This is a genomic window from Micromonospora echinaurantiaca, assembly GCF_900090235.1.
In the GTDB taxonomy this organism is placed as follows: Bacteria; Actinomycetota; Actinomycetes; order Mycobacteriales; family Micromonosporaceae; genus Micromonospora; species Micromonospora echinaurantiaca.
Map to the genome: position 1 here is coordinate 1,636,640 of NZ_LT607750.1, position 24,026 is coordinate 1,660,665.

22 protein-coding genes are annotated in these 24,026 nt (G+C 73.2%); 9 read left to right on the plus strand and 13 right to left on the minus strand.

Going from position 1 to position 24,026, the window contains the following annotated elements:
- Positions 1 to 4 precede the first annotated feature (4 nt).
- From GA0070609_RS07520 to GA0070609_RS07530, 3 genes are all read left to right on the plus strand, one after another.
- Positions 5 to 1,381: a DJ-1/PfpI family protein gene (locus tag GA0070609_RS07520; RefSeq protein ID WP_088993138.1), complete on the plus strand. Its 1,377-nt coding sequence runs from the start codon at positions 5 to 7 to the stop codon at positions 1,379 to 1,381.
- 71 nt (positions 1,382 to 1,452) lie between these two features.
- Entirely contained in the window at positions 1,453 to 2,322 is an 870-nt protein-coding gene (locus tag GA0070609_RS07525) for an AraC family transcriptional regulator (RefSeq protein WP_088993139.1), read from the plus strand.
- Positions 2,323 to 2,523: 201 nt separating this feature from the next.
- Positions 2,524 to 3,231: a VOC family protein gene (locus GA0070609_RS07530; RefSeq protein WP_088993140.1), complete on the plus strand. Its 708-nt coding sequence runs from the start codon at positions 2,524 to 2,526 to the stop codon at positions 3,229 to 3,231.
- A gap of 53 nt (positions 3,232 to 3,284) precedes the next feature.
- On the opposite strand, the gene GA0070609_RS07535 is transcribed toward GA0070609_RS07530, so the two are convergent.
- The 6 genes from GA0070609_RS07535 to GA0070609_RS07560 form a co-directional block, all read right to left on the minus strand.
- The gene (locus tag GA0070609_RS07535; RefSeq protein WP_088993141.1) at positions 3,285 to 3,785 is read right to left on the minus strand and encodes a MauE/DoxX family redox-associated membrane protein; all 501 of its coding nucleotides are present in this window, start codon (positions 3,783 to 3,785) and stop codon (positions 3,285 to 3,287) included.
- 1 nt (position 3,786) lies between these two features.
- The gene (locus tag GA0070609_RS07540) at positions 3,787 to 4,098 is read right to left on the minus strand and encodes a S24/S26 family peptidase (RefSeq protein WP_088993142.1); all 312 of its coding nucleotides are present in this window, start codon (positions 4,096 to 4,098) and stop codon (positions 3,787 to 3,789) included.
- Complete coding sequence (locus tag GA0070609_RS07545) at positions 4,095 to 5,873, minus strand: ABC transporter ATP-binding protein (RefSeq protein WP_088993143.1); 1,779 nt, start codon at positions 5,871 to 5,873, stop codon at positions 4,095 to 4,097. The genes GA0070609_RS07540 and GA0070609_RS07545 overlap by 4 nt, the downstream gene beginning before the upstream one ends.
- 3 nt (positions 5,874 to 5,876) lie before the next feature.
- Positions 5,877 to 6,365 carry a hypothetical protein gene (locus GA0070609_RS07550; RefSeq protein WP_088993144.1) on the minus strand — a complete coding sequence of 163 codons (489 nt, stop codon included), beginning with the start codon at positions 6,363 to 6,365 and terminating at the stop codon, positions 5,877 to 5,879.
- 65 nt (positions 6,366 to 6,430) lie between these two features.
- Positions 6,431 to 6,670 carry a hypothetical protein gene (locus tag GA0070609_RS07555; protein WP_088993145.1) on the minus strand — a complete coding sequence of 80 codons (240 nt, stop codon included), beginning with the start codon at positions 6,668 to 6,670 and terminating at the stop codon, positions 6,431 to 6,433.
- 68 nt (positions 6,671 to 6,738) lie between these two features.
- The gene (locus GA0070609_RS07560; protein WP_088993146.1) at positions 6,739 to 9,660 is read right to left on the minus strand and encodes an AfsR/SARP family transcriptional regulator; all 2,922 of its coding nucleotides are present in this window, start codon (positions 9,658 to 9,660) and stop codon (positions 6,739 to 6,741) included.
- 217 nt (positions 9,661 to 9,877) lie between these two features.
- On the opposite strand from GA0070609_RS07560, the gene GA0070609_RS07565 reads away from it, so the two are divergent.
- Entirely contained in the window at positions 9,878 to 10,276 is a 399-nt protein-coding gene (locus tag GA0070609_RS07565) for a hypothetical protein (protein ID WP_088993147.1), read from the plus strand.
- Between the two features lie 132 nt (positions 10,277 to 10,408).
- Here the strand turns inward: GA0070609_RS07565 and GA0070609_RS07570 are convergent, their stop codons facing one another.
- Entirely contained in the window at positions 10,409 to 11,833 is a 1,425-nt protein-coding gene (locus GA0070609_RS07570; RefSeq protein WP_231928571.1) for an aspartate aminotransferase family protein, read from the minus strand.
- Here GA0070609_RS07570 and GA0070609_RS07575 point away from each other — a divergent pair.
- Entirely contained in the window at positions 11,820 to 12,809 is a 990-nt protein-coding gene (locus GA0070609_RS07575; RefSeq protein WP_088993149.1) for a LysR family transcriptional regulator, read from the plus strand. The genes GA0070609_RS07570 and GA0070609_RS07575 overlap by 14 nt on opposite strands.
- Here the strand turns inward: GA0070609_RS07575 and GA0070609_RS34155 are convergent.
- Positions 12,782 to 13,429, minus strand: coding sequence for a CGNR zinc finger domain-containing protein (locus tag GA0070609_RS34155; RefSeq protein WP_231928572.1), 648 nt, complete (start codon positions 13,427 to 13,429; stop codon positions 12,782 to 12,784). The genes GA0070609_RS07575 and GA0070609_RS34155 overlap by 28 nt on opposite strands.
- Positions 13,430 to 13,434: 5 nt before the next feature.
- On the opposite strand from GA0070609_RS34155, the gene GA0070609_RS07585 reads away from it, so the two are divergent.
- Both GA0070609_RS07585 and GA0070609_RS07590 read left to right on the plus strand, forming a co-directional pair.
- Positions 13,435 to 14,355, plus strand: coding sequence for a ketopantoate reductase family protein (locus GA0070609_RS07585; protein WP_088993151.1), 921 nt, complete (start codon positions 13,435 to 13,437; stop codon positions 14,353 to 14,355).
- A gap of 77 nt (positions 14,356 to 14,432) precedes the next feature.
- The gene (locus GA0070609_RS07590; protein WP_088993152.1) at positions 14,433 to 14,888 is read left to right on the plus strand and encodes a pyridoxamine 5'-phosphate oxidase family protein; all 456 of its coding nucleotides are present in this window, start codon (positions 14,433 to 14,435) and stop codon (positions 14,886 to 14,888) included.
- Positions 14,889 to 14,985: 97 nt separating this feature from the next.
- Here GA0070609_RS07590 and GA0070609_RS07595 read toward each other — a convergent pair whose 3' ends face one another.
- The 4 genes from GA0070609_RS07595 to GA0070609_RS07610 form a co-directional block, all read right to left on the minus strand.
- On the minus strand, positions 14,986 to 15,588 hold the full coding sequence (locus GA0070609_RS07595; protein ID WP_088993153.1) for a dihydrofolate reductase family protein: 603 nt from the start codon (positions 15,586 to 15,588) through the stop codon (positions 14,986 to 14,988).
- On the minus strand, positions 15,585 to 16,454 hold the full coding sequence (locus GA0070609_RS07600) for a metalloregulator ArsR/SmtB family transcription factor (RefSeq protein WP_088993154.1): 870 nt from the start codon (positions 16,452 to 16,454) through the stop codon (positions 15,585 to 15,587). Before GA0070609_RS07600 ends, GA0070609_RS07595 begins: the two co-directional genes overlap by 4 nt.
- Before the next feature lie 128 nt (positions 16,455 to 16,582).
- A complete protein-coding gene (locus tag GA0070609_RS07605; protein WP_088993155.1) occupies positions 16,583 to 16,987 on the minus strand; it encodes a helix-turn-helix domain-containing protein in 405 nt (134 codons plus the stop codon).
- A gap of 331 nt (positions 16,988 to 17,318) precedes the next feature.
- Positions 17,319 to 18,338: an aldo/keto reductase gene (locus tag GA0070609_RS07610; protein WP_088993156.1), complete on the minus strand. Its 1,020-nt coding sequence runs from the start codon at positions 18,336 to 18,338 to the stop codon at positions 17,319 to 17,321.
- A gap of 138 nt (positions 18,339 to 18,476) precedes the next feature.
- On the opposite strand from GA0070609_RS07610, the gene GA0070609_RS07615 reads away from it, so the two are divergent.
- On the plus strand, positions 18,477 to 19,067 hold the full coding sequence (locus GA0070609_RS07615; RefSeq protein ID WP_088993157.1) for a TetR/AcrR family transcriptional regulator: 591 nt from the start codon (positions 18,477 to 18,479) through the stop codon (positions 19,065 to 19,067).
- Between the two features lie 83 nt (positions 19,068 to 19,150).
- Here the strand turns inward: GA0070609_RS07615 and GA0070609_RS07620 are convergent, their stop codons facing one another.
- A complete protein-coding gene (locus tag GA0070609_RS07620) occupies positions 19,151 to 20,104 on the minus strand; it encodes a hypothetical protein (RefSeq protein WP_088993158.1) in 954 nt (317 codons plus the stop codon).
- Positions 20,105 to 20,587: 483 nt separating this feature from the next.
- On the opposite strand from GA0070609_RS07620, the gene GA0070609_RS07625 reads away from it, so the two are divergent.
- Positions 20,588 to 23,977, plus strand: coding sequence for a hypothetical protein (locus GA0070609_RS07625; protein WP_088993159.1), 3,390 nt, complete (start codon positions 20,588 to 20,590; stop codon positions 23,975 to 23,977).
- Positions 23,978 to 24,026: the final 49 nt, after the last annotated feature.

A 24,026-nucleotide genomic window follows, 5' to 3' on the forward strand; every position in this document is an offset into this window, starting at 1 on the left:
GCTGATGCGCAGACGCATCGCACACATCGTCATCATCACGGTGGCGGCGCTCGGCCTGCCCGCCGCCGTCGGCACGCTGGGCGTCCGGCGAGCGGCCGACGAGGTCTACCCCCAGCGCGCCCCGAGCGTCGCCGCGCCCGAGCGGGCGGCCCCCGCCCTGGATCCGGGCCGACCGACGGTGGCCATCGTGCTCGGCTCGGCGGGCGCCAACGTCGCCGACACGCTCGCGCCGTACGAGGTGTTCGCGGCGACGGGCCGGTTCAACGTGGTGACCGTGGCGCCGACCTCCCACCCGGTGACCCTGACGGGCGGTCTCGACCTCGTTCCCGACCTGAGCTTCACGGAGCTGGCCGCCCAGGCGACCGAGCCGCCCGACGTCATCGTCGTGCCGCAGCTGCACGGCCCCACCTCGGAGGTGGTGGAGTGGCTGCGGACGCAGCGGCGGCAGGGAGCGCCGCTGCTGATGGGCGTGTGCGTAGGCGCCGAGGTGCTCGCCGACGCCGGGCTCCTCGACGGCCGGCCGGCCACCTCGCACTGGCTCAAGCTGATCGGGCTCCGACGCAGCGATCCGGACGTGGACTGGACCGAGGGCGTCCGGTTCGTCGACGACGGCGACGTCGTCACCACCGCGGGCGTGCTGTCCGGGATCGACGGCGCGCTCCGGGTCGTGGAGCGCCTCATCGGTCCCACGGAGGCCGAGCGGGTGTCCCGGGAGCTGCGCTGGTCCGGCTACCGACCCGGCCGTCCGGTCGCCATCGCCGACGAAGATCCGGGGCCGCGCGACCTGGTGGCGCTGTTGAGCGCCGCCTACCGGTGGGACCGGCCGACGACCGGCGTGCTGCTGGCCGACGGGGTGGGCGAGATCGAACTGGCCGCCGCCTTCCGTCCCTACACCGAGCTGTCCTACCTGGCCCGCCTCGAGGCGTTCAGCGTCGACGGGCGGGCTGTCCGGTCCCGGCACGGCCTGACGTTCCTGCCCCGCTCCGGCTGGAACCCGGCGAGACCGGGCGTCGACCGCGTGCTGGTGCCCGGCGGTGCTTCCGGGGGCTCCGCCGCCCTCGGCGACACGTCCATCCCGGTGGTCGCGCTGCACGATTCGGGCGAGTTTCCCTTCGACGGAGCGCTGCGCGACATCGCCGACACCTACGACGTCGCCACCGCTCGCTGGGTCGCCAAGTCCCTCCAGTACCCGGTGCCCGACCGGGAGCTCCGCGGCCCTCGATGGCCGTGGCGCCTCACCGCGATGCCGCTGCTGCTCGCCGGTGCCGGCGCCGGCGCGGTGATCCTGGTCGGTCGCCTGCCGAGGCTGCGGCGCGGCGAAGCGCCGGTGTGGTCGAGGTGGTCGCGCAAGCGGCGGATCGGCTCGTCCGGCGGGAGATGATCGGATCGGACCGCAGCGGTCGGGCGCGGGCCGGGGTGCTTCGGTCAGGCTCGACGTCGAGAGGAGGCCTCGTGATCACGGCACTCAACCGGCTCGTCGACCTCGTCGAGGAGCACCTCACCGAGGAGTTCGACGTCGACGGGCTGGCCAGGGCGGTCGGCACGACCGAATACCACCTGCGCCGGATGTTCTCGTCGTTGGCCGGCATGCCGCTGTCGGAGTACGTGCGCCGGCGCCGGATGACCGTCGCCGCCGCCGACGTCGTCCGGGGCGAGGACGACCTGCTCGCCATCGCCGTCCGGCACGGATACGGCTCGACCGAGGCGTTCGGACGAGCGTTCCGGGCGGTCCACGGCGTCGGCCCGAGCGACGTCCGCCGCGACGGAGGCCCTCTTCGCGTCCAACCCCAGCTCAGGTTCCGCCTGACCGTCGAAGGGAGCATCCCCATGGACACCCGCATCGTCGACCGCCCCGCGTTTCGGCTCGTCGGACACGCCGCCCGGGTTCCCCTGATCCACCAGGGCGTCAACCCGCACATCCAGCGGCACATCACGGCACTGCCGCAGGAGGAGCATCTGCGGCTGAAGGCCCTCGGCGACACCGAGCCGGCGGGCCTGCTGCAGGTCAGTGACGACCTCGACCCCGACGGGACGGAGGGCAGCGAACTGACCTACCTGCACGGGGTCGCCGTCGCCGGGGACACTCCGGTCCCGGACGACCTCGACGCCATCGAGGTGGCGGCCGGCAGGTGGGCGGTCTTCCGTACCGCCGGACCCCATCCGCAGGCCCTGCAGAACGCCTGGGCCGCGACCGCGACCGAGTGGTTCCCCGCCAACCCGTGGCGGCTGCGTCCGGGGCCCTCGATCGTCGCGGTCCTCGACCGCGCCGACGACTTCAGTACCGCGACCTGCGAGCTGTGGCTGCCCGTCGAACCGACCTGACGGACCGCGCGGAGGTCCGGACAGCATGCCGGATCCGGCCCGGCCGCCTGCCGAAAGGTGGCTGGGCCGGCACCGAGACGTGTCCCCCGCGTTCGCGAAGGCCCGAAGACGTGGCCCCGTGCGGCAGGGGGTGAAACGGTGACCGACGGGCTGCTCGAAAACCGCCTTGTTGTCCTGCCGCGCCGTACCTACTGTGCAGTGATGTCCTCGCGAACCCTGACGGTGACCTTCGACGCGCACGACCCGACCCGCCTGGCGCAGTTCTGGGCCGGCCTGCTCGGCCGGGAGGTCGTCGAGGACTCCGGTGGTGCGCTCCTGCCCGGTGACGACACCCAGGTCAGCCTCCGGTTCGCCCCGAGCCGCGCGCATCAGGTGGAGTCGGCCCGCCGGCTGCACCTGCACCTGACCAGCGCCAGCGCCGACGACCAGGAGCACACGGTCGCCGCGGCGCTCAGGCTCGGCGGCGGCCACCTCGACGTCGGGCAGCGCCCCGAGGAGGGACACATCGTCCTGGCCGACCCCGAGGGCAACGCGTTCTGCGTGATCGAGCCGGGCAACAACTTCCTCGCCGGGTGCGGCCTGCTCGGCGAGGTCGCCTGCGACGGCACCCGGGAGGTCGGCCTGTTCTGGAGCGAGGCGCTCGGTTGGCCACTGGTGTGGGACCAGAACGAGGAGACCGCGATCCAGTCGCCGCACGGCGGCACGAAGGTCGCGTGGGGAGGCCCGCCGGTGACCCCGAAGGAGGGCCGGAACCGGCAGCGCTTCCACCTCGCCGCGGCCGGTGGTGACCAGCAGGCGGAGGTCGATCGGCTGATCGCCCTCGGTGCCACCCGGCTCGAGGTCGGTGCGGACGGCGCCGTCGTGCTGGCCGACCCCGACGGCAACGAGTTCAGCGTCAACCGGAACTGACCCGGCGCGGCGGTCGGGTCGCCCTGGGGAGCGCCGACCCGGCCGCGCGGAGGTCACGTCCGGTTGGGCGCGCCGAGCAGGTACCGCAGGTCGTCCAGCATGACGACCAGCACGCCGACGACCAGCGCGCCGGCGACGGCCACGGCCGCTTCGCCCGGGCGTACGGACCCGGCCGGGGCGAGCGCGCCGGCGGCAGCGACGGCGATGAGGAACGCGTTTCGCCACACGTGGTGCCGGCCCAGCGGCGTGGCGGTGCGGCCGAAACACCGGCAGGTGCCGCCGCCGCGACGCAGGTTCGCGGCGATGGCGACGGTGAAGGCGACCAGCAGGGCGGCCGAGGTGACGAAACCGGCCAGCGGGAACACCGCCAGCAGGACGACGGCGGTGAACTCGGCGGTCACCACGGCCGCGGCGAGCGGCCCGGCCGGCCGGTAGCCCAGGTCGCGGACCGAGTTCGTGAACTCGCGGTACGCGGCCCGCCCGGACACCTTGCCGACCGCCGCCGTCAGCAGCACCGTGCCGAGCAGCATCCGGCACCCGATCTCGACGTACATGTCATCGCCTCCCCTTGGCCACGCCGAGGATCGCCTCGCGTGGCACCGCCCCGAAGTGCCGCGAGTCCTGGCTGTGGGCGTTGTCCCCGCGCACCGACACGGCGCCGTCAGGTTCGACCCGGTGCACGCGTTTGACCATCCACGTCAGGTCCGCGTCCGGCACGACGTCGCGGGCCCGGAAGACGACCAGGTCACCGGCGGCCGGCGGCCGCCCGACGCGGACGATGATCCGCTCCCCGTCGCGTAGCGTCGGGGTCATGCTCTGCCCGCGGACGACCACCAGCCGCCAGCGGCGGCGCAGCCAGCCGGTCACGACGCCGCCAGTTGGTAGCCGTCGGCCTGGAGGCGGAACAGCCGCGCGTACTCGCCGTCGGCCGCCATCAGCTCGTCGTGCCCGCCCGATTCGACGACGCGTCCGGCGTCGAGCACCACGATGCGTCGCGCGTCGCGCAGGGTGCTGAGCCGGTGGGAGATCAACAGGCCGGTGCGGCCGTGCCGGATCCGGGCCAGCGACGCGTGTACCCGGGTTTCGGCATCGGCGTCGAGTCCGGAGCTGGGCTCGTCCAGGATGAGCAGGTCGGCGTCGGCGCGCATCAGCGACCGGGCGAGCGCGACCCGCTGCCACTGCCCGCCGGAGAGCGTCACCCCCGGCTCGCCGTCCTGGTCGGCGAAGGTACGGCTGAGCAGCGTGGCGTAGCCGTGGGGGAGGGCGCGGAGGCGGTCGTGGATTTCGGCCCGCGCGGCGGCCTCCTCGACCTGCTCGCCCGTGTGCGGCAGCCGGCCGATGCCGACGTTCTCCGCCGCGGTGAGGTCGTAGCACATGAAGTCCTGGAACACCGCGCCCATCCGCCGACGCACCGTCTCGACCCGCAGCTCGCGCAGGTCCACGCCGTCCCAGGTGATCCGGCCGCGGTCCGGGTCGTAGAACCGGCAGAGCAGCTTGACCAGGGTGCTCTTGCCGGCTCCGTTGAGCCCGACCAGCCCGACGGCCTCACCGGCGGTGATCGTCAGGTCGACGCCCCGCAGGATCCACGGGCCGTCCTCGTCGTAGCGGAACCACACGTCCTCGAACCTGACGGCGCTGCGCAGCGGCGGTGCCGGCAGGGTCCCGTCGGCCAGGTCGACAGGAGTGTCGAGAACGGTGACGTAGTGCCGGAACAGCCGGATGGCCGTGCCGGCCTCGCCGAGCTGACCGGCGACGCCGGCCAGACCGCTGTGCGCCGCGGCGAACGCGGCCAGCAGCAGGGTGAGGTCGCCGAGGCTGAGCCGGCCGCGGACCGCGGCGTTCACCGCGATCACCGTCGCGGCGAGGGTCACCGCGGCACCGGCCAGCGCCCAGCAGGTCTGCACCACCGTGGCATGCCGCGCGGCGGCCAGCTCGATCCGGGCGGCCGCCCGCACCGCACCGGTGAGCCGGTCGTGGAAGAACCGGCCGAGTTGGTAGAGGCGCACCTCCCGGACGGCACGCAGGTCGGTCAGCACGGTCTGGAACAGGAACCGGGCCCGGAACAGGCCGGCGCTGTCCTCCACGGCGCGCGCGGCCCGCCGGGACAGCCGCAGCTGGATGAGGAAATCGGGCACTGCCACGGCGAGCAGGAGCAGGCCGGCCGGCGGCCAGAGGGACGCCAGGATCGCGGCGAAGCCGCCGATGGTGACGACGTTCTGGACCACGTCGACGGTGAACATGACGACGGCGTACGGCGCCTGGGTGGCGGCCTGCTGGGCCAGCGTCAGCCGGTCGCGCAGTGCCGGCTGCTCGAACGGGCCCAGCCCGACAAAGGTGTTCAGCTTCCGGTACAGCCGCACGTCGGCGGCGATCGTGATCGAGTTCTGCAGCGCCGTGGTGAAGTAGCCGGACACGCGGCTGGCGATCGCCGCCAGGGCTCCGAGGACGGCGATCGCCACGGCGTACCAGGTCGCGGTCGACGGGCTGGCCGCGCGGCCCCTGCTGACCTCGTCGAACAGCAGCTTCGTGAACCACGCGATGCCGAGCGGTGGCACCGCGCCGACGAGGACCAGGGCGACCATGGCGGTGAGCGCCTTCGGGTCGGCGCAGCCAAGCCGCAGGGCGGCTCGCAGCGTCGCCACGTCTCAGGCCAGGACCGGAAGCTGGTGGCTGGCGCCGACGACGACGCCGTCGACCACCGACAGCACGGCGGGGAACCCCTTGACCCGGAACTCCTTCTCGGCCCGCGGCTCGGACATCGTGGCCGTGTCGAAACCGGTGAGGCGGGGCGCCATCGCCGCCGTCTCCTCCGGCGTGCCGATCATGACCACGAGGGTGTCGTGGCGGTAGCGCTCGGCGTCGGCGGTGAGGTCGTCCAGGAGGGTCTGGCACGGGGGGCAGGTCGGGGTCAGCATGACCACCGTGCGCCGGCCGGTGGTCAGGTCGGCGTGCGGGAAGCCGCTGACGTCCAGGCCCGGGGCGGGCAGCACCTCGGGAACGGGCTCGCCGTCGTGGTCGTGGGCGTGGCCGGCCTGCACCTCGCGTAGCCGCCGGGCGAGGGCCAGGGTCAGGACGAGATTGAGCACGGCGACCGCGCCGACGACAGCGATGGCGGCGTAGGCGAAACCCTGCATGGAAACTCCTCGGCGAGTCGGGAGGGGGCCGCGCCGCCCGGCGCGGCCCCCGGCGGACAGCCAGGTCAGCAGGCGCCGACCTTCTTGGTGTAACAGATCGGCCGCGACGTCGAGGTCACGCACGCGCCGTTGCAGTTGTAGTAGCCCTGCCGGTAGTAGCGGAAGTAGGAACCGCCCGAGCAGTAGCCGTTGGACGCGACGCACGAGCACTTCTGGCCGTGCTCCGGCACGCAGGCGCCGGCCTCCTCGCGGCCGAGCACCTTGCCGAGCACGGCGTCGCCGACGCGGTTGATGATCCTGGTCATGGGCAAACCTCCTTGTGGGGGTGGTTGCCCATCACTGTGCTGGTCGCCGCTGCGCGTGCCCTGCGCTACTACTGCGCGCCGGCTGCGTTCCGCCAGCCCGCCAGCCGTCGGCGCAGGTCATCGGCGTACGCGGCGTCGAAGTGCTCGAAGATGCCCAGCGCCTCCTCGCCCAGCGCGACGGCCCGCTCGGGCCTGCCCAGGGCGGCCTGCGCGCGGGCCAGCAGGCTCAGCGAGTTCGCCAGCGGGAACGGCTGCCCGATGCTGCGCAGCATCGCCACCGAGCCTTCCAGTTCGGCCACCGCCTGACCCGCGTCGCCCTCCTCCAGGTGCACCTTCCCGAGCAGCCGGCGGGAGATCGCCTCGCCCCACTCGTGGCGCATCTCCCGGAACGCCGCCGCCGTACGGAACAACAGCCGGCGCGCGGCGTCGGTGTCTCCGGCGGCCAGCTGCGTCGCGGCCAGCGCCTGCTCGGCGGTGGTCACGCTGATCCGGTCGCCGAGCCGGCGCGCGGCGGTCACCGCCTGCCGCAGGTGCTCCAACGCCTGCGGCCACTGCTCGGCGTGCCGGTGCAGCAGCCCGATGCTCTCCCGCGCGAGCGCCTCGCCCCACAGGTCGCCGCCTTCGGAAAACAGCCCGAGGGCCGCGGTGAAGGCGGCGTGGGCGAACGGTGAGGTGAGCTGGTACTGCGCGTGTTGCTCGCCGAGGGTCAGCAGCACGTGCCCGCCGACCGGGCCGACCGGCCAGTGCGCCGCGCAGGTGCGCACCATCAGCAGCAGCGCGGCGTCCGCCTCCCGCAGCCGACCGAGCGTACGACAGCACAGTGAGTAGCCGTGCAGTGCGGCGAGCCGGTGTGCCACCAGCGGCCCGCGGCTGTCCCGGTGTGCCGCGCGCAGCAGTGGAACGGCCTCGGCGTGCCGGTTCACCATCCGGTAGGCCGTGCCCAGCTGGAGCCGCAGCGACATCCGGGTCGGCGACGGCAGGTCGGCGGCGCGGTCGAGCACGTTGCGCAGGCAGTCGACGAGGTCGGGCAGGTGCTCGCTGCGCATCATCGCGAAGTTGCCCATCGTGCAGGCCAACCGCCCCGCCAGGTCGACCGCGTCCAGCCGGAGCAGGTCCCGTACCGCCGCGACCAGGTTCTCCCGCTCCGCCTCGAACCAGTCGACGGCGTCCCAGGCGTCGATCGCGGACACCGCCTCGGCCACCGGCAGGGCCTTGCAGGGCAGCGCCGCGGCGGCGCGTTCGGCGTACGCGTGCAGCCGTCCGTACCAGGCGATCACCTGGTCGGCGCTGACCTCGGTGCGCTCCCGGGAGTGCAGCCGGACCAGGTCGTGCATGCGGACCCTGCCGCCGGGCTCGGCGGTCAGCAGGTGGGCCCGGCACAGCTGTTCCAGCAGCGGCTCGGTGCTGTCGTCCCACATGCCGAAGCTGCGCAGCGACGTACGGCTGAGCACCGCGAGCAGCCGGGCGGCGGGCGGTGGCAACCGCTCGAACCCGACGGTGAAGCTGCTGCGCACGTCGAGCCCGTCGAGCGACAGCTCATCGAGGCGGCGCCGCTCGTCGCGCAGCCGGTCACGCAGCCGCGCCACCGGCATCGCCTCCCGCTCGGCCAGCCGTACGCCGGCGATGCGCAACGCCAGCGGCAGGCGACCGCACAGCTCCACCACGTCGACGGCCGCCGCGGCCTCGCGATCGAGCCGCTCGGCGCCGGCGAGGCCGGCCAGCAGGTCGAGGCCGTCGTCGACCGGCAGGACGTCGAGCGGAACGACCTCGGTGCCCGGCAGCCCGGACAACGCCGCCGTGCTGGTGATGAGCGCAGCGCTGCCGGCGGGCGGCAGCAGCGGGCGCACCTGCGCCGCGTCCGCCGCGCTGTCCAGCATCACCAGCATGGGCTGGTCGGCGAGCACTGAGCGGTACAGCGCCGCGCGTTCCTCGACCGCCGCCGGGATGGCCTCGCCGGCCACCCCGAGGGCGCGCAGGAAGGCGCCGAGGACCGTGTCGGGCCGCGCCGGGTCCGGAGTGTTACCGCGCAGGTCCGCGTAGAGGCACCCGGCAGGGAAGCGGTGGCGGCTCTCGTGCGCCGCGCGCAGCGCGAGGGTGGTCTTGCCCGTCCCCGCGAGCCCGGTCACGACGACGATCTGCGCCGCCCCGGTGGCTGGCGGGTTGCGTCCGAGCAACGACAGCAGCAGCCCGAGCTCCTTGTCCCGTCCGACGAAGTCGCCGGGGACGCCCGGGAGCTGGTTGGGCCGCACCCGCGCCGGCGGGGACGACTCCTGCTCGCTGCCGAGGATCTCCCGGTGCAGCTGTCGCAGCTGCGGCCCCGGGTCGATGCCGTGCTCCTCGGCGAGGAGGCGGGCTCCGGCCCGGTACACGGCGAGCGCCTCCGCCTTCCGGCCGCTGCGGTGCAGGGCCACCATGAGCTGGCCGCGCAGCCGCTCCCGCAGGGGCCGATCACGCACCAGCGTGGTCAGCTCCGGCACCAGCTCCTGATGCAGACCGAGGGACAGCAGTGCCTCGACGCGCAGCTCGACCGCGTGCTCGCGGAGCTCGTGAAGGCGGTCACGCTCGACGTCGACCAACCTCGTGTCGACGTCGACGAACGCGTCGTCGCGCCAGCGCGCCAGCGCCCGGTCGAGCAGCTCCACGGCACAACGGGCGTCGGTGGCGGTTGCGGCGGCCCGCACGTCGGCGGCGAACTCCGCCGCGTCCAGCACCACCGCGGCGTTCAACTCGTAGCCGGGTGACCTGGTGAGGATCAGCTCCGGCGTCGCACCGCGCCGGACCGAGGCGACGACCGCCTGGACCCGGTTGCGCGCACCCGTCGGCGGGTGGTCCGACCAGAGGCCGTCGATCAGGCGGTCGACGGAGACGATGCGTCCATGGTGGGCCGCCAGGCTCGCGACGAACGCCCGTTCCAGCGGGGCGAGCGACACAGCTACCCCGTCGACGCTCAACTCGATCCGTCCGAGGACGCCGATCCGATACCCGCGCACCGCGCAAAGCTAGCGCGGTGGCCACTGGTTGCGCTTTGGGCGGTTCGCCCGACCTTCTGCCGGCGCGCCTGGCCTGGGCGGCGGGTGCGGCGCGGGCCGGCCCGGATCGCGACGGCCACAGTGATCAATACCTCACCGAGCGCTCGGGAGTCTCGTCCCGGCCATCGACGTCGATAGGGTGCGGTCCGGTTCGTCTATCCAGAAGGGACACATCCTGATGCTGCGTCGGATCACGTCGCTCTTCGCGGCGACGGTGCTCGCCGTGGTCACGTCCGTCACGGTTGCCGCCTCGCCGGCCATGGCCGGCGCGAACGCGATGGCCTGGACGTACGCCGGTGGAACCGCCCGGGGCCAGGCCGTCTGGTACCACGACGGGGACAGCCTCAAGGTCTGCGACATGAGCGCCGACGGCCGGGGCATCCGGGGCGTCATCTACTCGTACAACTCCGCGGGCGGCTACTGGGTGAACGAGTTCTCGGTCGCCGACTCGAACTCCTCGGACGGCTGCAAGACCGGGTCGAAGAACGTGCCGGACGGGCGGAAGGTCGAGGTCGTGGTCTACCAGTACTGGTCCGACTCGACGTGCTGCGCCGAGAGCTCGTACGGCGTCGCCTGAGCTGACCGGCAGCCGGCCCGCCCGTTCCCGGTGGGCGGGTCGGCGGCCGGCCCGCCGGTGGCCTCGGCCCGGTCGGAGCACGACCAGCCCCGGCTGGCCGGGCGCGGCTGCCGCGATCCGGTTGCCGATCGGTCAGGTGGCCGCCGTCGCTTCGCCGATGGCCTGGTCCAGGATCTCCAGGCCGAGGGCCAGCTCCTCGCGCGTCGCGGTGAGCGGCGGCGCGATCCGGAAGGTGCCACCCATGCCGGGCAGTTGCACGACGTTCATGTGGAGCCCGAGTTCGAGGCAGCGGCGGGTGATCCGGGCGCCGAGAGCGTCCGAGCGCTGCCGCGTCTCGCGGTCGACGACGAGTTCGACGCCCTGCATCAGGCCGCGTCCCCGCACGTCGCCCACGACGTGGTGCCGGCCGCGTATCTCCAGCAGGCCGGCGCGGAGGAACTCGCCGAGATCCCGCGCCCGGACGTCCATCTGTTCCGCTTCGAGGACGTCGAGCACGGTGTTGCCGACGGCGGCGACGAGCGGATCGGACACGTGGGTGGTGTAGAAGAGGTACCCGCGCTCGTGTGCCGCCCGTTCGATCTCCTCGCTGGTGACCACCGCGGCGAGCGGTAGGCCGGCGCCCAGCGTCTTGGAGAGGGTGAGGATGTCCGGCACGATGCCGTCGCGTTGGAACGCGTACCACGTGCCGGTGCGGCACAGACCGGTCTGCGCCTCGTCGACGATCAGCAGCATGCCGCGCTCGCGGCACTTGGCCGCCAGCGCGGCGAAGTAGCCCGGGGGCGGCTCGATGACGCCGCCGGAGCTGAGGATCGGTTCGACGATGCAGGCCGCGAGACTTCCCGACGACTGGGCGTCGACGAGGGCGAAGCCGTAGTCGAGTTGCCGCTGCCAGTCCAACTCGCCGTCCGGGGTGGTGAAGTCGGGACGGTACGGGTTGGGGGCGGGGATCGCGAAGTTTCCCGGCGGGGTGGGCCCGTACCCCTGGTGGCCGGCGCTGTACGTCGCGGCGGCCGCGGCGTGCGTCATGCCGTGCCACGACTGGGCGAAGGCGACGATCTCGTGTCTGCCCGTCACGAGTTTGGCCATCCGGATGGCCGCCTCGTTCGACTCGGCGCCGGTCGTCAGCAGCAGCGCCTTCTCCAGCGGCGCGGGGAGGGACCCGGCGAGCCGGCGCGCGAGGTCGACGACCGGGCGGGACAGCATGCCGCTGAACAGGTGGTCCAGGCTCGCGATCCCCCGCTGCACCGTTTGGACGATCGCGGGATGGCTGTGGCCGAGAATGGCGCTCATCTGGCCCGAGGTGAAGTCCAGGATCTGCCGGCCTTCGGCGGTGTAGACGAAGCTTCCGGCCGCGCGCTCGATGATCTCGGGCGTGAACGGGGCGCCGTATCGCACCAGGTGGCGGTCGACGTCGGACCAGAATTGTCCGGTGGCGGTCCGGTCGGCGGTCAGCGTCATGCGCCTGACGATAGGACCGTTCGCTGTACGTGAATAGCTGAAGTTTCTGGCTACGCTGTGCGGAAAACTCGCACAAGGAGTTCCGATGCGGCTGAACACGGCGCGCCTGGAGATGCTCAGCCTGCTGGACAGTCTCGGCACCGTGCGAGCCGTGGCCGCGGCCCTGCACCTGAGCCCGTCGGCGGTGTCGGCGCAGCTGGCGGTCCTCGAGACGGAGGCCCGTGCCGAACTCCTGCGGCGCACCGGCCGCCGCGTCCAGCTCACCACCGCCGGGCGGACGCTCGCCCGGCACGCCCGCATCATCCTCGACCAGCTCAAGGCCGCCGAGGCCGACCTCGCGGGCGCCTCCGGGCAACCGGCGGGACCGGTGCGCCTCGCGGCCTTCTCCAGCGCCATCCGCACCCTGGTCATTCCCCTCGCCGCGCGGCTGCGGCAGGCGTATCCGCAGATCGACCTGGACGTCTCCGAAGTCGATCCGCAGGCCAGCCATCCGGCGCTGCGCCGCGGTGACTACGACGTCATCGTGACCGCTGACTTCATCGACGGATCCATGCCGTTACATCCGGACGTGCAGGCCATCCCCCTGCTCGCCGACGCCATCGTGCTCGTCGTGCCGGAATCGCAGGCTGGTCCGGACGTACCGGCCGACGTGGCCGACTTCGCCGAGGCGACCTGGTCCATCGACCTGCCCGGTACGTACCTGTCCAGTCTGGTCACCAGCACCTGCCGGACGGCCGGCTTCGAACCGATCGTGGCGGGCCGCTTCGCCAGCTACGAGCTGCTGCTGGCGCACGTCGAGGCGGGCCTGTCCGTGTCGCTCCTGCCCGAACTGGCAGTGGACCGGCGCTACCACGTCGCCACCCGCCCGCTACGCCGACCGCTGACCCGCCACGTCTACGCGGCCGTTCGCAGCCGGTCGGCACTCACCGCGGCGAGCCAGGTCGTGCTGGACGAACTGTGCGACGTCGCGAGGGCGTTCGCTGACGACTGGCGCGACAGGTCCGGCTCGGGACGGGATGTCGAGCTGGACGAGGGTAGCGAACGGGCTCAGCGCGCGGTGGCGCGTCGGCGGTAGCGGGTCATCTTGTCGCGGCTGCCGCAGACCTGCATCGCGCACCAGCGGCGGCTGCCCGCCCGCGAGGTGTCCAGGTACAGCAGCGTGCATGTGTGGCTGGCGCATTCGCGCAGGCGATCGGCGTGGGGGCCGCCCAGCAGGTCGACGCCGTCGCGGGCAACCAGCGCCAGCAGCGAGCCGGCGGTGGGCGCCCCGTGACGTTTCGCCTTGCCGTCGGCCGTGAGCTGGACCGCGGGTGGCGCCTTGGCCGCCCAGCGGTTCACCACCTCGACGGCTCGCCGGTCCACCGGTGCCCCCAACACCCGGCCACGCATCAGCCGGTAGAGGGCTTCGCGCAGCTCATGGGCGCCGCGAAGGGTCGAGGCGGAATCCGGCACGGTGCTGTCGGTCAGACCCGCCGCGATGAACCAGCGGGCCAGATCGGCCGGAGCGGGGATCCGCTCGACGCCGGGGTCGCGCCAGCGCAGGCCGTGGGTCGCGGTGAAGTCGACCGACACCCGTCCGCCGACGAACCGGAACGCCGCCGCATCGTGAAGCACTGTTCGATGATACCGGTTGAACCGGTAACAGAGATCACGCTGTGCCTCCTGTCGCGTTACCGGCTCGACTAGTAACGTCACGGCGCATGAAGATTCTTGTCGTCGGGGCCGGCGCAACCGGAGGCTACTTCGGCGCCCAGCTCCAGCAGGCCGGCCGGGACGTCACCTTCCTCGTTCGGCCCAGGCGCGCCGACGTGCTCCGGGAGCGAGGGCTGCGGATCACCGGCCTCGGCGCCGAGACCGTGCTCGCGCCCCGGCTGCTCACCGCCGCCCAGCTCGACGGGCACTACGACGTCGTCCTCGTCTCGGTGAAGGCCACCGCGCTGCCGGCCGCGATCGACGACGTCGCCGCCGCGGTCGGCCCACGTACGACGCTGATTCCGTTCCTCAACGGGATGGCCCACATGGACGCGTTGAACGAGCGGTTCGGGGTGGACGCCGTGCTCGGCGGCGTGGTCCGGGTCCTCACCACGCTCGACGCCGCGGGTGACATCGTCCGGCTGGGCACCCTGGCCGAGATCGTGGTCGGTGACCAGCGGGGCGGCACGTCGCAGCGCGTCGAGCAGATCGGCGAACTGCTCGCCGGCGCCGGCTTCGACTTCTCCATCTCGCCGGACATCCGCCGCGCCATGTGGCACAAGTGGGTCTTCATCAGCACGCTCGGCGCGCTCAACACCCTGGCGCGCGGATCGGTGGGCGACGCCGTGGCGGTTCCCGGCGGCGACCACCTCGGCTCGCAGATCGCCGCCGAGGTCGCGGCCGTCGCCGCGGCGGCCGGGTATCCGGTGCCGCAGCCGGCCCTCGACGCCGTCCGGGCCTTCGTGACCCGCCCCGGCTCGGCCGACACCGCCTCGCTCTACCGGGACCTGATCGGCGGACAGCCGACCGAGGCCGAGCAGATCTTCGGCGACCTCACGGCGCGGGCCCGGGCGCTCGGCGTACCCACACCGTTGCTGGACGCCACGACGGTGGCCCTGCGCGTGCACGAGCAGCGCCTGCGCGACTAGCCACCGCGTGGGTCGACCGGTGACCGATAGAGTCCTCCGCCGGAGCGAAGGCTCTCCACGACGTGACTGGAGGAAGCATGACGGACGCGCCGCCGCGTGGGCTTGCGGAGAGGCTGCGGGACACCCGCGCGAAGCTGGAGAGCGATGTGGACCTCTGGGTCGCGACCGCCGGCTCCTCGGGCGGCGTCCACCTCATCCCGCTCTCCTTCCTGTGGGACGGGAGCGCCCTGCTCATCTCGACGCCGCGTGCCTCGGTCACCGGCCGCAACCTGCTGGCCGACCCCCGGGTGCGACTCAGCCTCGGGCCGACGCGCGACGTGGTCATCGTCGACGGCACCGCCGAGCCGGTGGACATCGCCGACCTCGGCCCGGAGACCGGCGACGCGTTCGCGACCAAGACCGGCTTCGACCCGCGTCAGCTCGACGAGCCGTACCAGTACTTCCGCATCCGGCCGCGACGCATCCAGGCCTGGCGGGAGGCGAACGAGCTGGCCGGACGCGTCCTCATGCGCGACGGCCGCTGGGTCGGCTGATCCGCCCGGCGCACCCGGCGGGTGCCCGTGATTCGAGCGAGGAGACTCCACAGTCGAATCGGGGGCACCCGGCCGGCTGCGACCGCTGACCGGCCGCTCAGCGGATCCGGTCGTAGACGAGCGCCAACGTGCCGTGCTCGCCCGTGGCCTGGCTGGCGAGCGTCCACCGCCCGGCGGGCAGGCCGTCGTCGAAGAGGCGCGGCCCTCCACCGAGGAAGACCGGGAAGATCGTCATCGCCAGCCGGTCGACCAGGTCGGCCGCCAGCAGCGCCTTGATGACGCTCGCGCTGGAGAGTACGAGGATGTCGCCGCCTTCGGCCGCCTTGAGGCCCTCGACCACCTCGGCGGTCGGCTTGTCGACGATCGTCGTCCGCTCCCACGGCGCCTCGCCGAGGGTGGCCGAGAGGACCACCTTGTCGGCGTCGACGAGCCACTTCGCGAAGCCCTCGTCGCGCGGGTCGGCACCCTCGGCGCCGATGACGGTGGGCCAGAAACCGAGGAACCCCTCGGCGTTGACCCGCCCGAGCAGCGCCGTCGTCGCCGGCTCCCAGAGGCTGGTCAGGTGGTCGCGGGCGACGTCGGTGTGGGCGTACGGCATCACCCAGCTCATGTCCCGGGGGTCGCGCGGCGCGGCGTAGTGGCCGTCGAGGGAGAGGGCGATGTTGGTGACGACCCGGCGGCCGGCGGTCTGCTGTGTCATGTCGTGCTCCCTGTGTCGGTGCCGCTGCCATCGGTGGCGTCGGCGTCGTGCGGGTCCGCGGCGAGGACCGCGGCGAGCTTGTCGAGGCTCTGGCCGAAGCCGATCTCGATTCCTGCGATGAAGTCGGCGGAGTCGACCGTGCTGCCGGTGATCCGCCACTGGACGTCGAGGTCCGTGCCGGTGTCGGTGGGCCGGAGGTGGAGGTCGACGTGGGCGGTGAAGGCGAGGCCGCCGTCGGGAAGCAGGGGGGAGAGCTGGTAGCTGAGGCGTTCATCCGGGCGTACGTCGTCGACGACGCCCTCCGCGCGCCCGACGACCAGGTCGGAGCCGTCGGCGTCCTCGGCGTCGCGGTATTCCTGGACGATCCGTCCGCCCGGTCGGGCCTCGAAGACGATTTCGGAGACGCGCAGGTCGTCGGGCGTCCACCAGTGGGCGAGCAGACCGGCCTCGGTCAGGTGGCGCCAGACCAGCCCCGGCTGCGCCGTCAGTGACCGGAGGAACCCGAACGAGCGGCCGTCGGCCCAGCCCGGCGCCTTCGCGGCGAGTCGCTCGGCCTGCAGGCTGATGCCGTAGCGGTCGTAGGTCGCGAGCGGGCCGCCGGCCTGGTCCGCGCGGTCGGCGAGCCGGCCGAGCGCAGCCGCCAGGTCCCGTAGGGCACCGGGCTGGAGCGCGTAGATGCGGCGCTGACCGGTGCGCTGCGACGTGACGAGCCCGGCACGCTCGAGGGTCTGCAGGTGCTTGGTGGTCTGCGGCTGGCGTGCCCCGGCGAGCTGGGCGAGGATGCCGACCGGGCGGGGCCGCTCGGCCAGCAGGGTCACGAGCCGCCAGCGGGCCGGATCGGCCAGTGCGGTGAGGAGTGCGTCCACGGGTCTGAGTATTCTCGACAAGGAATATTCCTGTCAAGGAATAACTTGACCCCGTGGCGCACCGCTCGGTTGAGGGCCGGCCCTCAGACCTGCGCGTCGCCGCCGTGAGCAGGGGAGTGGTGGCCCGCTCAGGCGAGAACCGCTCTGGCCCGCCGCAGCACCTCGTTGAGCACCCGCGCGGCCGCGGCCACGTCGTCCGCAGGCAGGTCCGCCCAGACCGGGGCGACCCGCTCGGCGGTCTGCGCCTGGATCTCCGCGACGAGCCTCCGGCCGGCGGCGGTCACCCGCCCGTCGCGAAGCAACCCGGCGGTGGTGAGGCCCCGCACGAGCTCGCCGGCGTTGCCGAAGCGCGCCCTGTCGGCGACCGCCTGAGCGAGGTCGTCGCCAGTGGAGATCTCCTGCTCCAGCAGGCTCGCGAGTCGCAGCGTCACCCACTGCGGCTCGGTCAGCCGGTCACCGAGGATCGTGGTGAGGATGGCGTTGAGGGTCTTCTCGGTCTGTCCGATCAGTTGGGGGCCGAAGGGGATGTGCATGGCGATCTCCTCAAGTTAATCGTTGGTGCGGCCAACGATACAGGATGTTGGCCGTACCAACAAATTTCGGAGGGCGCGGTCACGACCCGGAGGGGGCCGAGGTGTAACTCGCGGGCCCAACCGGCATCGGCATCGCTGCGGTGGCTGCGGGGCGGGCTCGCCGACCAGGTGTACGCGGCCTTCACCGCCTCCAACACCGCCGCCTGAGCCGACGCGGGTCCCTGCCATTCACCGTGAGCCCGGCAGTCCGCCGCGTCAGGCGGAGGCGGCGCACCAATTGGCGCCGCCTGCCGCCTGCCGCCTGCCGCCTGACGGCCGGCGTGCCGGGCGGTCAGCGACGTCGCAGCGCCGGGTCGAGCAGGGCGGGCGGGGTGTCGTACTTCTCGTCGGGCGCGAGGTCGACGCCGGGGGCCACGATCGCGTCGATCGCGTCGAGCAGGTCGCTGGCGAGCACGGTGTCCGCGGCGGCGAGCTGGGAGCGCAGGTGGTCCATGGTGCGGGGGCCGATGATCGCGCTGGTCACGGCGCGGTGCGCGGTGACGAATCCGAGCGCGAGCTGGGTCATCGTCAGACCGGCCTCGTCGGCCAGCGCGGCCAGCCGCTCGACGGCATCGAGCCGGGCCTGGTTGGCGGGGAGGGTGAGGCCGAAGCGCTGCGGCAGGAGGGTCGAGCGGCTGGTGGTGATCTCCCGGCCCCTCCGGATGGCGCCGGACAGCCAGCCCGAGGCCAACGGGCTCCACGCCAGCACGCCGAGCCCGTACTGCTCGGTGACCGGCAGCACGTGGGTCTCGATCCCGCGTTGCAGGATCGAGTAGCTCGGCTGTTCGGTGACGTATCGGCTCAGGTGGTTCTCCCGGGCGGCCCACTCCGCCTGCACGATGCGGTACGCGGGGAACGTCGAGCAGCCGAAGTAGCGGATCTTGCCCGCGCGCTGCAGGTCGGTCAACGCCGACAACGTCTCCTCGTCGCTGGTCCCCGGGTCCCACCGGTGGATCTGGTAGAGGTCGACGTGGTCGACGCCGAGCCGGCGCAGGCTGTTGTCCAACGCCGTGACCAGCCAGCGGCGCGAACCGCCCTGCTGGTTGCGCTCGTCACCCATCGGCATGCCGGCCTTCGTGGCCAGCACGATGTCGTCCCGGCGGCCGGCGATGGCCTTGCCGACCATCTCCTCCGACTCGCCCCGGCCGTACATGTCGGCGGTGTCCACGAGGTTGATTCCCGCGTCGATGGCGGCGTCGACCATGGCCGTGACCTCGTCCTGGGTGGTCCGGCCCAGGCTGCCGAAGTTCATCGCGCCGAGCGCGAGGGTGCTGACCTGCACGCCGGTGCGGCCCAAGGTGCGGTACTGCATGACTGTTTCCTCCGTCAGAGGTTGAGGCGGATGGCGGTTGCGCCGCCCGTTCTGGCACACTGAACAAACGGAGCGCCGTTCCGCTAAACAGCATACGGAACGCTGTTCCGTTTGCCAACCGACGATGGAAGTGGGGGCATGGTGGTCGACACCGACGGCGGTTCAGGGTCATCCGTCACGCGGAAGCGGGCCGACGCCCGGCGCAACCAGAAGACGCTGCTGGACGCGGCCGCCGCCGCCTTCATCGCGTCCGGCGTCGACGTGCCCGTGCGCGACATCGCCGCCCGGGCCGGCGTCGGCGTGGGCACGATCTACCGTCACTTCCCGACCCGAGCCGACCTGATCGTCGCCGTCTACCGCCACCAGGTCGAGGCGCTCGCCGCGGCCGGCCCGACACTGCTGGCGGACAGCACCGCACCGTACGCCGCCCTGGCGCGATGGATCGACACCTTCGTCGACTTCCTGGTCACCAAGCACGGCCTCGCCGAGGCGTTGCAGTCCGACGACGCCGCCTTCGAGGCGCTGCACGCGTACTTTCTCGACCGCCTCGTCCCCGTGTGCGCCCAACTGCTCGACGCCGCCGCCGCGGCTGGCGAGATCCGCCCCGACCTGGACGCCTACGAGCTGATGCGCGGCGTCGGCAATCTCTGCATCGGCGCGGGCAGCAACCCCCGGTACGACGCCCGACGCATGGTCGGACTCCTGATCGCCGGACTGCGCCGGCACTGACGGACGCTCCGCAGGTGCCCGCACGCCGGCCAGCAACGCCGGCGCCGCGTACGGCCGACGGGAGGTCCCGGTCGCCTGCGGCCTCAGCGGCGCAGGCGCAGCGGCAACCTCGGCAGCAGATGCTCCAGTTCGTCGGGGGTCGCCGGCCGGACGTTCTGCACCGCGGCTCGCAGCGTCGCCCGGTCCACGTCCCGGGTGGCGCGCACGTGCACCAGGCGGTCGCCCCGGATCACCAGGTATTCGTGCAGGTCCGGCCGGATCGCCTGGTACGCCCGCTCCGGCGCCTCGCGGACACAGCCGTACCCGTTGGCGTAACCGCCCGGGGGCTCCGGCCGGCAGTCCGGCATCCCGGCACGGTCCGCCCACACGACGATCCGGCCACCCGACCCGTCCACGGGCGAGTACGTGACGGCGAACGTGATGCTGGCCGTCGCCGCCCGCGGCTCGGCCTCGCCGTAGCCGGGCAACGAGGTGACGAACACCAGGTCGGCCTCCGTTCCGGCGTGGTCGAGACGCTGGGCGAGCTCGTCGGCCCGTCGGTCCACCGTGGCCATGGTCGTCCCGCCGAGGACGAGCACGATCAACGCGAGGGCCGGCAGCCGGACCACGCGGGGTCGGGTGAGCACCGCCGAGACCAGCGCCAGCCCCGACGCGGGCAGCAGGAACAGGAAGATGGAGCCGTCAAGGCCGGGCAGGACGTCGGGTAGCTGCGCCAGGCAGTAGCCGGAGAGCGCGGCACCGCCCGTGGCGACCAGCAGCGCCCAGCCGACTCGGTGCCCGGCCCGGTCGGTGAGCGCGGACCCTTGACGCATGGCCGTCCCGACGCCGAAGAGAACGGCAGGCAGCACCGCCACGCCGAGGAGCAGCGCACCGTTGTAGGACGGCAGCACCACCAGCCCGAACCAGCCCACGATCGGAAGCGCGACCAGCCCGACCAGACCGACGACGACCACCTGCCCCAGGGCGGGACCGACCTGTGGTGCGGGTCGGGGCTGCTTCGCCCCGGCCAGCTCGCCGTTTCGTACGTCGCCGCTCACGTCGCCCCCGTGTCCGCCGCTCCACCGGCCCGTACGCCCGTGCCGCGACTCGTGTCCGCGCAGCGTCGCACGACCCGCGACAGCGGCGGATCCGGTGTTCGGATCCCATCCCAATGGCGGTTCGGCGGGAGATCAGAGCGCTCACTCCTGCTCGCCGCCGGATCCTCCCCGCGGTGGCAGGGCTGGTAGCGCACGGGCATCGACGGTTCGATTGACCGATTCGTCTACCGTGTAGCCGTCCATCCGTGGGCATCGCTGTGTCGTCACCGGCTGATCCCGCTGCGAGCTCCGTCGGGGCGCTGCGGCACGAGCTGTCGGGGGCGCTGCGCCGAGCCGGGGCCGGGTTCGGCATCACGTCGACGTCGACTGAGCTGAGTGATCGCACCGAGAGGAGCCGCCGTTGTTGACCGAGGCACTGCCGGCACCGGCGGCCAGCGGCACGACGGCCCTGGTCGCAGCCGTGGCCAGCGCGGACGACCCGCGGTGACCGCCATCGACGGCGCTCCCGGCCAGCGGGGGCGCACGCCGAGCACGCGCCAGCAGGTGCTCGTCGAGAACGGCTTCGGCTACGGAGTGATCGGGGCAGACCTGCACGTCTTCGGCGACGGCAGACCGGTGTACCTGCTCAGCGAAGCCGGCCGGCGGCCGGGCCTGACCCTCGCGGTGGACGACCAGGGGCTGCCGGCCCAGCCGAGCCACCTGCTCAACGCCCGGCACGCCGTCGTGGACTTCACCGGCCGGCACGGCGAGGTCGGTGACCTGACCGCCTGGCGCGACGGCGGGGGCGGCCGCGCGGTCCGCTGGTTGCACGCCCCCGGCGGCCAGGGCAAGACCCGCCTGGCCAGCCACCTCGCCGAGTCGGCCGCCCGGGACGGGTGGAAGGTGATCGTCGCCGAGCACACTCCGGCCCGGGTCGTCGACGTCAACGAGCCGGCCAGCCACGACCTGCGCGTCGGGGCCGCCCGAGGACTGCTCATGGTGGTCGACTACGCCGATCGGTGGCCGCTGACCCACCTGACGTGGCTGTTCAGCAACAAGGTGTTCGACCAGGACGTGCCGGTGCGGGTGCTGCTCCTCGCGCGCAACGAGCACATCTGGGCGGCCCTGCGCCACGCCCTCACGCAGGCCGGCTGGTCGCCCGAGGGCTGCACCAGCCAGGCGTTGGGCGCTCTTCCGCGCGCCCGCGACGCCCGCGGCAGCATGTTCGTCGCCGCCCGGGACTGCTTCGCCCGCCGCTACGGACTGCCCGACGCGGCCGCGATCGGCGTGCCCGACTGGCTGGACCGCGACGAGTTCGGCCTCACCCTCGCCGTGCACATGGCGGCGCTGGTCGCCGTCGACCGCCACGCCCGCAGCGCCGCCCAGCCGGAGGCGCCGCGCGAGGGCATGACGGCCCTGACCGCGTACCTGCTGGAACGCGAGAACCTCCACTGGCACGCCCTGCACTCCAGCGGTGACATGCTGACCGGCGGGCGGACGACGTTCACCACCACCCCGACCCAGCTACGCCGGGCCGTGTTCACCGCCGCCCTCACCGGCCCGCTGGGCTACCGGGAGGCCAGGGCGGCCCTGGACAGAGTCGGCGTCGGCGACGCCGACCAGGTGCTCGGCGACCACACGTTCTGCTACCCACCCGCCGACCCCCGCACCGTGCTGGAGCCCCTCTATCCCGACCGGCTCGCCGAGGACTTCCTGGCCCTGTGCCTGCCCGGGCACGACCTGCCCGGCCATGAGTCGGACGCCTGGACCCACGGCGTTCCCGAGCTGTTGCTCGCCCCGTCCGCCGGCGACAACCACCTACCGCCGTACGCCGCGCGCGCGTTCACCTTCCTCACCGCCGCCAGCGAGCGTTGGCCCCACCTGATCGCCACCCTGGAAGGGCTCGAGCGGCTCCTGCCGGAGGATCCGCACGACGCGGCCGGCGACCTCACCGTCGCCGCGGCTGACCTCGCCGACCGCCTCGCGCGGCACCGTCTGCCGACGGTCACCGACCCCGCCGAGCGCGCCGAGCTGCACGACGTCCTGGGTCGTTGGCTGGACCGGGCCAACCGGGAGGACGAGGCAGCCGACGCGCTCAGGGAGGCCGTACGGCTGTACCGCTCGGTGGCCGCGACCGATCCGCGGTCCGTCGAGCCCAAGCTCGCCTGGGCGGCGCTGCACCTCGCCCAGGTGCTGGTCGGGCTGAACCTCGTACCCGAGCCGGGCGCCTTCCGGCACCTGTCGGTCGGCGGTGACGCGTTACGGCCCGGCCCGGCCCGTCGGGACGAGGCGCTGGCGGCGTTCCGCGAGGCCGTCGAGATCCTGCGGCGGCTGGCCCGCGACAACCCCGCCGAACACGAGAAGGACCTCGCCGGGGCGCTCTCGGTGGTCGGCGTCTTCGGGCCGCATCTCGGGGCGGCCGAGGAATCACGGGCCTTCGCCCGCGAGTGCGTCGAGATCGTCAGCCGGCTGGCGCGCGACGACCCGGACGAGTACGCGGACGCCGTGCCGCTCATGCTGGCCAACCTCGCGGGCAACCTGGTGACGTCGGAGCCGGAGCAGGCGGCGGCGCTCGCCGCCGAGGCGGTCGAGGGCGCCCGCCGGCTGGTGGGCGACCATCCCGCGGATCCCGAACAGCAGGAGACTCGTCGGTTCGCGCTCCACTTCACCCTGGTGGTCCAGGCTGGCGTGCTGTTGCGGCTGGGCCGGGCCGAGCCGGCCCTCGCCGTCCTCGACGAGGCGGTACGGATCGCCCCGGGCCAGCGGGAGGACGACCCGGACGGCAGCGACGCCTGGGCCGAAACGGTCTCCCTGACGCTCGGCCTGCTGTGGGTGCAAGGGTCCGAGGACGACGCGGGGGCCGGCCTGGAGGGGGCCATGCAGGTGCTCCGCCGCCAGGCGCGGGCCAACCCCACCGCGCACCGGCTGGCGTTGTTCCACGCCTTCCTGGTGCTCGACTACATGCTGCGACAGCTGGAGCGATGGGAACTCGTCCTGGCCGGGCAGCGCGACGTCATCGACTTCCTCAAGGCTGCGGACGACGCCCTCCGGTACGACGTCATCGGCGTGCTGGCCGCCAACGGCGCCGTCCTGGTGATGCTGGGGCGGTGGGACGAGGCGCTGGACGTGATCGGCGAGATCGCCGAGGAACTCCGGCGGGAGGGCACCGCCGGTGGGTGGGAGCACGGTCTCGGCGGAGCGCTGGTGGCGGTGGCCACCAACGGGGCGGGGGTGACGCCGGGGGAGTCGCCCGACGACAGCGGCTACGGGCAGGTGGCCCAGGACGAGACCGTTGCCACGCTGCACCGGATAGCGGCGGCGTACCGTCGGCGGGCCGGCGGCGACCCGCACGACGAGCACGGCCTGGCCGTGACGTTGAAGCTGCTGGCCGAAGCGCTGTGGATCCTGGACCGGCCAGGGGAGTCCCTGGCCACCGGCCGGGAGGCAATCGCGGTCCGCCGCCGCCTGGCCCGCGACGGATCCCCCGAACATCACGATCACCTCGCGCTGGCGTTGCAACGCCAGGTCCGGAGGTTGGAGCGGGTCGGGCAGCACCGGGAGGCGGTGGTCGCGGCGGCGGAGGCGGTCGACCTCTACGAGCAGCTCGTGCGCGTCGACGCCGCCGCGCACGAGCCGGCGCTCGCCGCGACGCTGCATCTCCTGGCGGTCAACCTCTGGTGGTCGCGCCCGGCAGAGGCGCTCGAACCGGCCCGGCGGGCCGTCGAGATCGTGGAACGGCTGGCGCGGGCGGAACCGGCCGTGCATGGGCAGAACCTCGCCAACGCGCTGGACGTGCTCGCCGGGATCCTGCGCGACCTGGGGTGGGAAGAGCGGGCGCGCGCCGCGGCGAGCCAGGCGGCCGAGGTACGCGATCGGCTCGCCGTCCGCGGCTAGGGCGGCGACCCGTTCCGCGCCGCTCAACGGTTGGAGGCCTGCTCCTCGC

Coding starts and splice junctions, on each gene's coding strand:
- GA0070609_RS07615 (WP_088993157.1), top strand. CDS start 18,477: ATGGTGGTCGACACCGACGGCGGTTCAGGGTCATCCGTCACGCGGAAG.
- GA0070609_RS07555 (WP_088993145.1), bottom strand. CDS start 6,670: ATGACCAGGATCATCAACCGCGTCGGCGACGCCGTGCTCGGCAAGGTG.
- GA0070609_RS07535 (WP_088993141.1), bottom strand. CDS start 3,785: ATGTACGTCGAGATCGGGTGCCGGATGCTGCTCGGCACGGTGCTGCTG.
- GA0070609_RS07530 (WP_088993140.1), top strand. CDS start 2,524: ATGTCCTCGCGAACCCTGACGGTGACCTTCGACGCGCACGACCCGACC.
- GA0070609_RS07595 (WP_088993153.1), bottom strand. CDS start 15,588: ATGACACAGCAGACCGCCGGCCGCCGGGTCGTCACCAACATCGCCCTC.
- GA0070609_RS07520 (WP_088993138.1), top strand. CDS start 5: ATGCGCAGACGCATCGCACACATCGTCATCATCACGGTGGCGGCGCTC.
- GA0070609_RS07550 (WP_088993144.1), bottom strand. CDS start 6,365: ATGCAGGGTTTCGCCTACGCCGCCATCGCTGTCGTCGGCGCGGTCGCC.
- GA0070609_RS07575 (WP_088993149.1), top strand. CDS start 11,820: ATGCGGCTGAACACGGCGCGCCTGGAGATGCTCAGCCTGCTGGACAGT.
- GA0070609_RS07585 (WP_088993151.1), top strand. CDS start 13,435: ATGAAGATTCTTGTCGTCGGGGCCGGCGCAACCGGAGGCTACTTCGGC.
- GA0070609_RS07610 (WP_088993156.1), bottom strand. CDS start 18,338: ATGCAGTACCGCACCTTGGGCCGCACCGGCGTGCAGGTCAGCACCCTC.
- GA0070609_RS07590 (WP_088993152.1), top strand. CDS start 14,433: ATGACGGACGCGCCGCCGCGTGGGCTTGCGGAGAGGCTGCGGGACACC.
- GA0070609_RS07565 (WP_088993147.1), top strand. CDS start 9,878: ATGCTGCGTCGGATCACGTCGCTCTTCGCGGCGACGGTGCTCGCCGTG.
- GA0070609_RS07605 (WP_088993155.1), bottom strand. CDS start 16,987: ATGCACATCCCCTTCGGCCCCCAACTGATCGGACAGACCGAGAAGACC.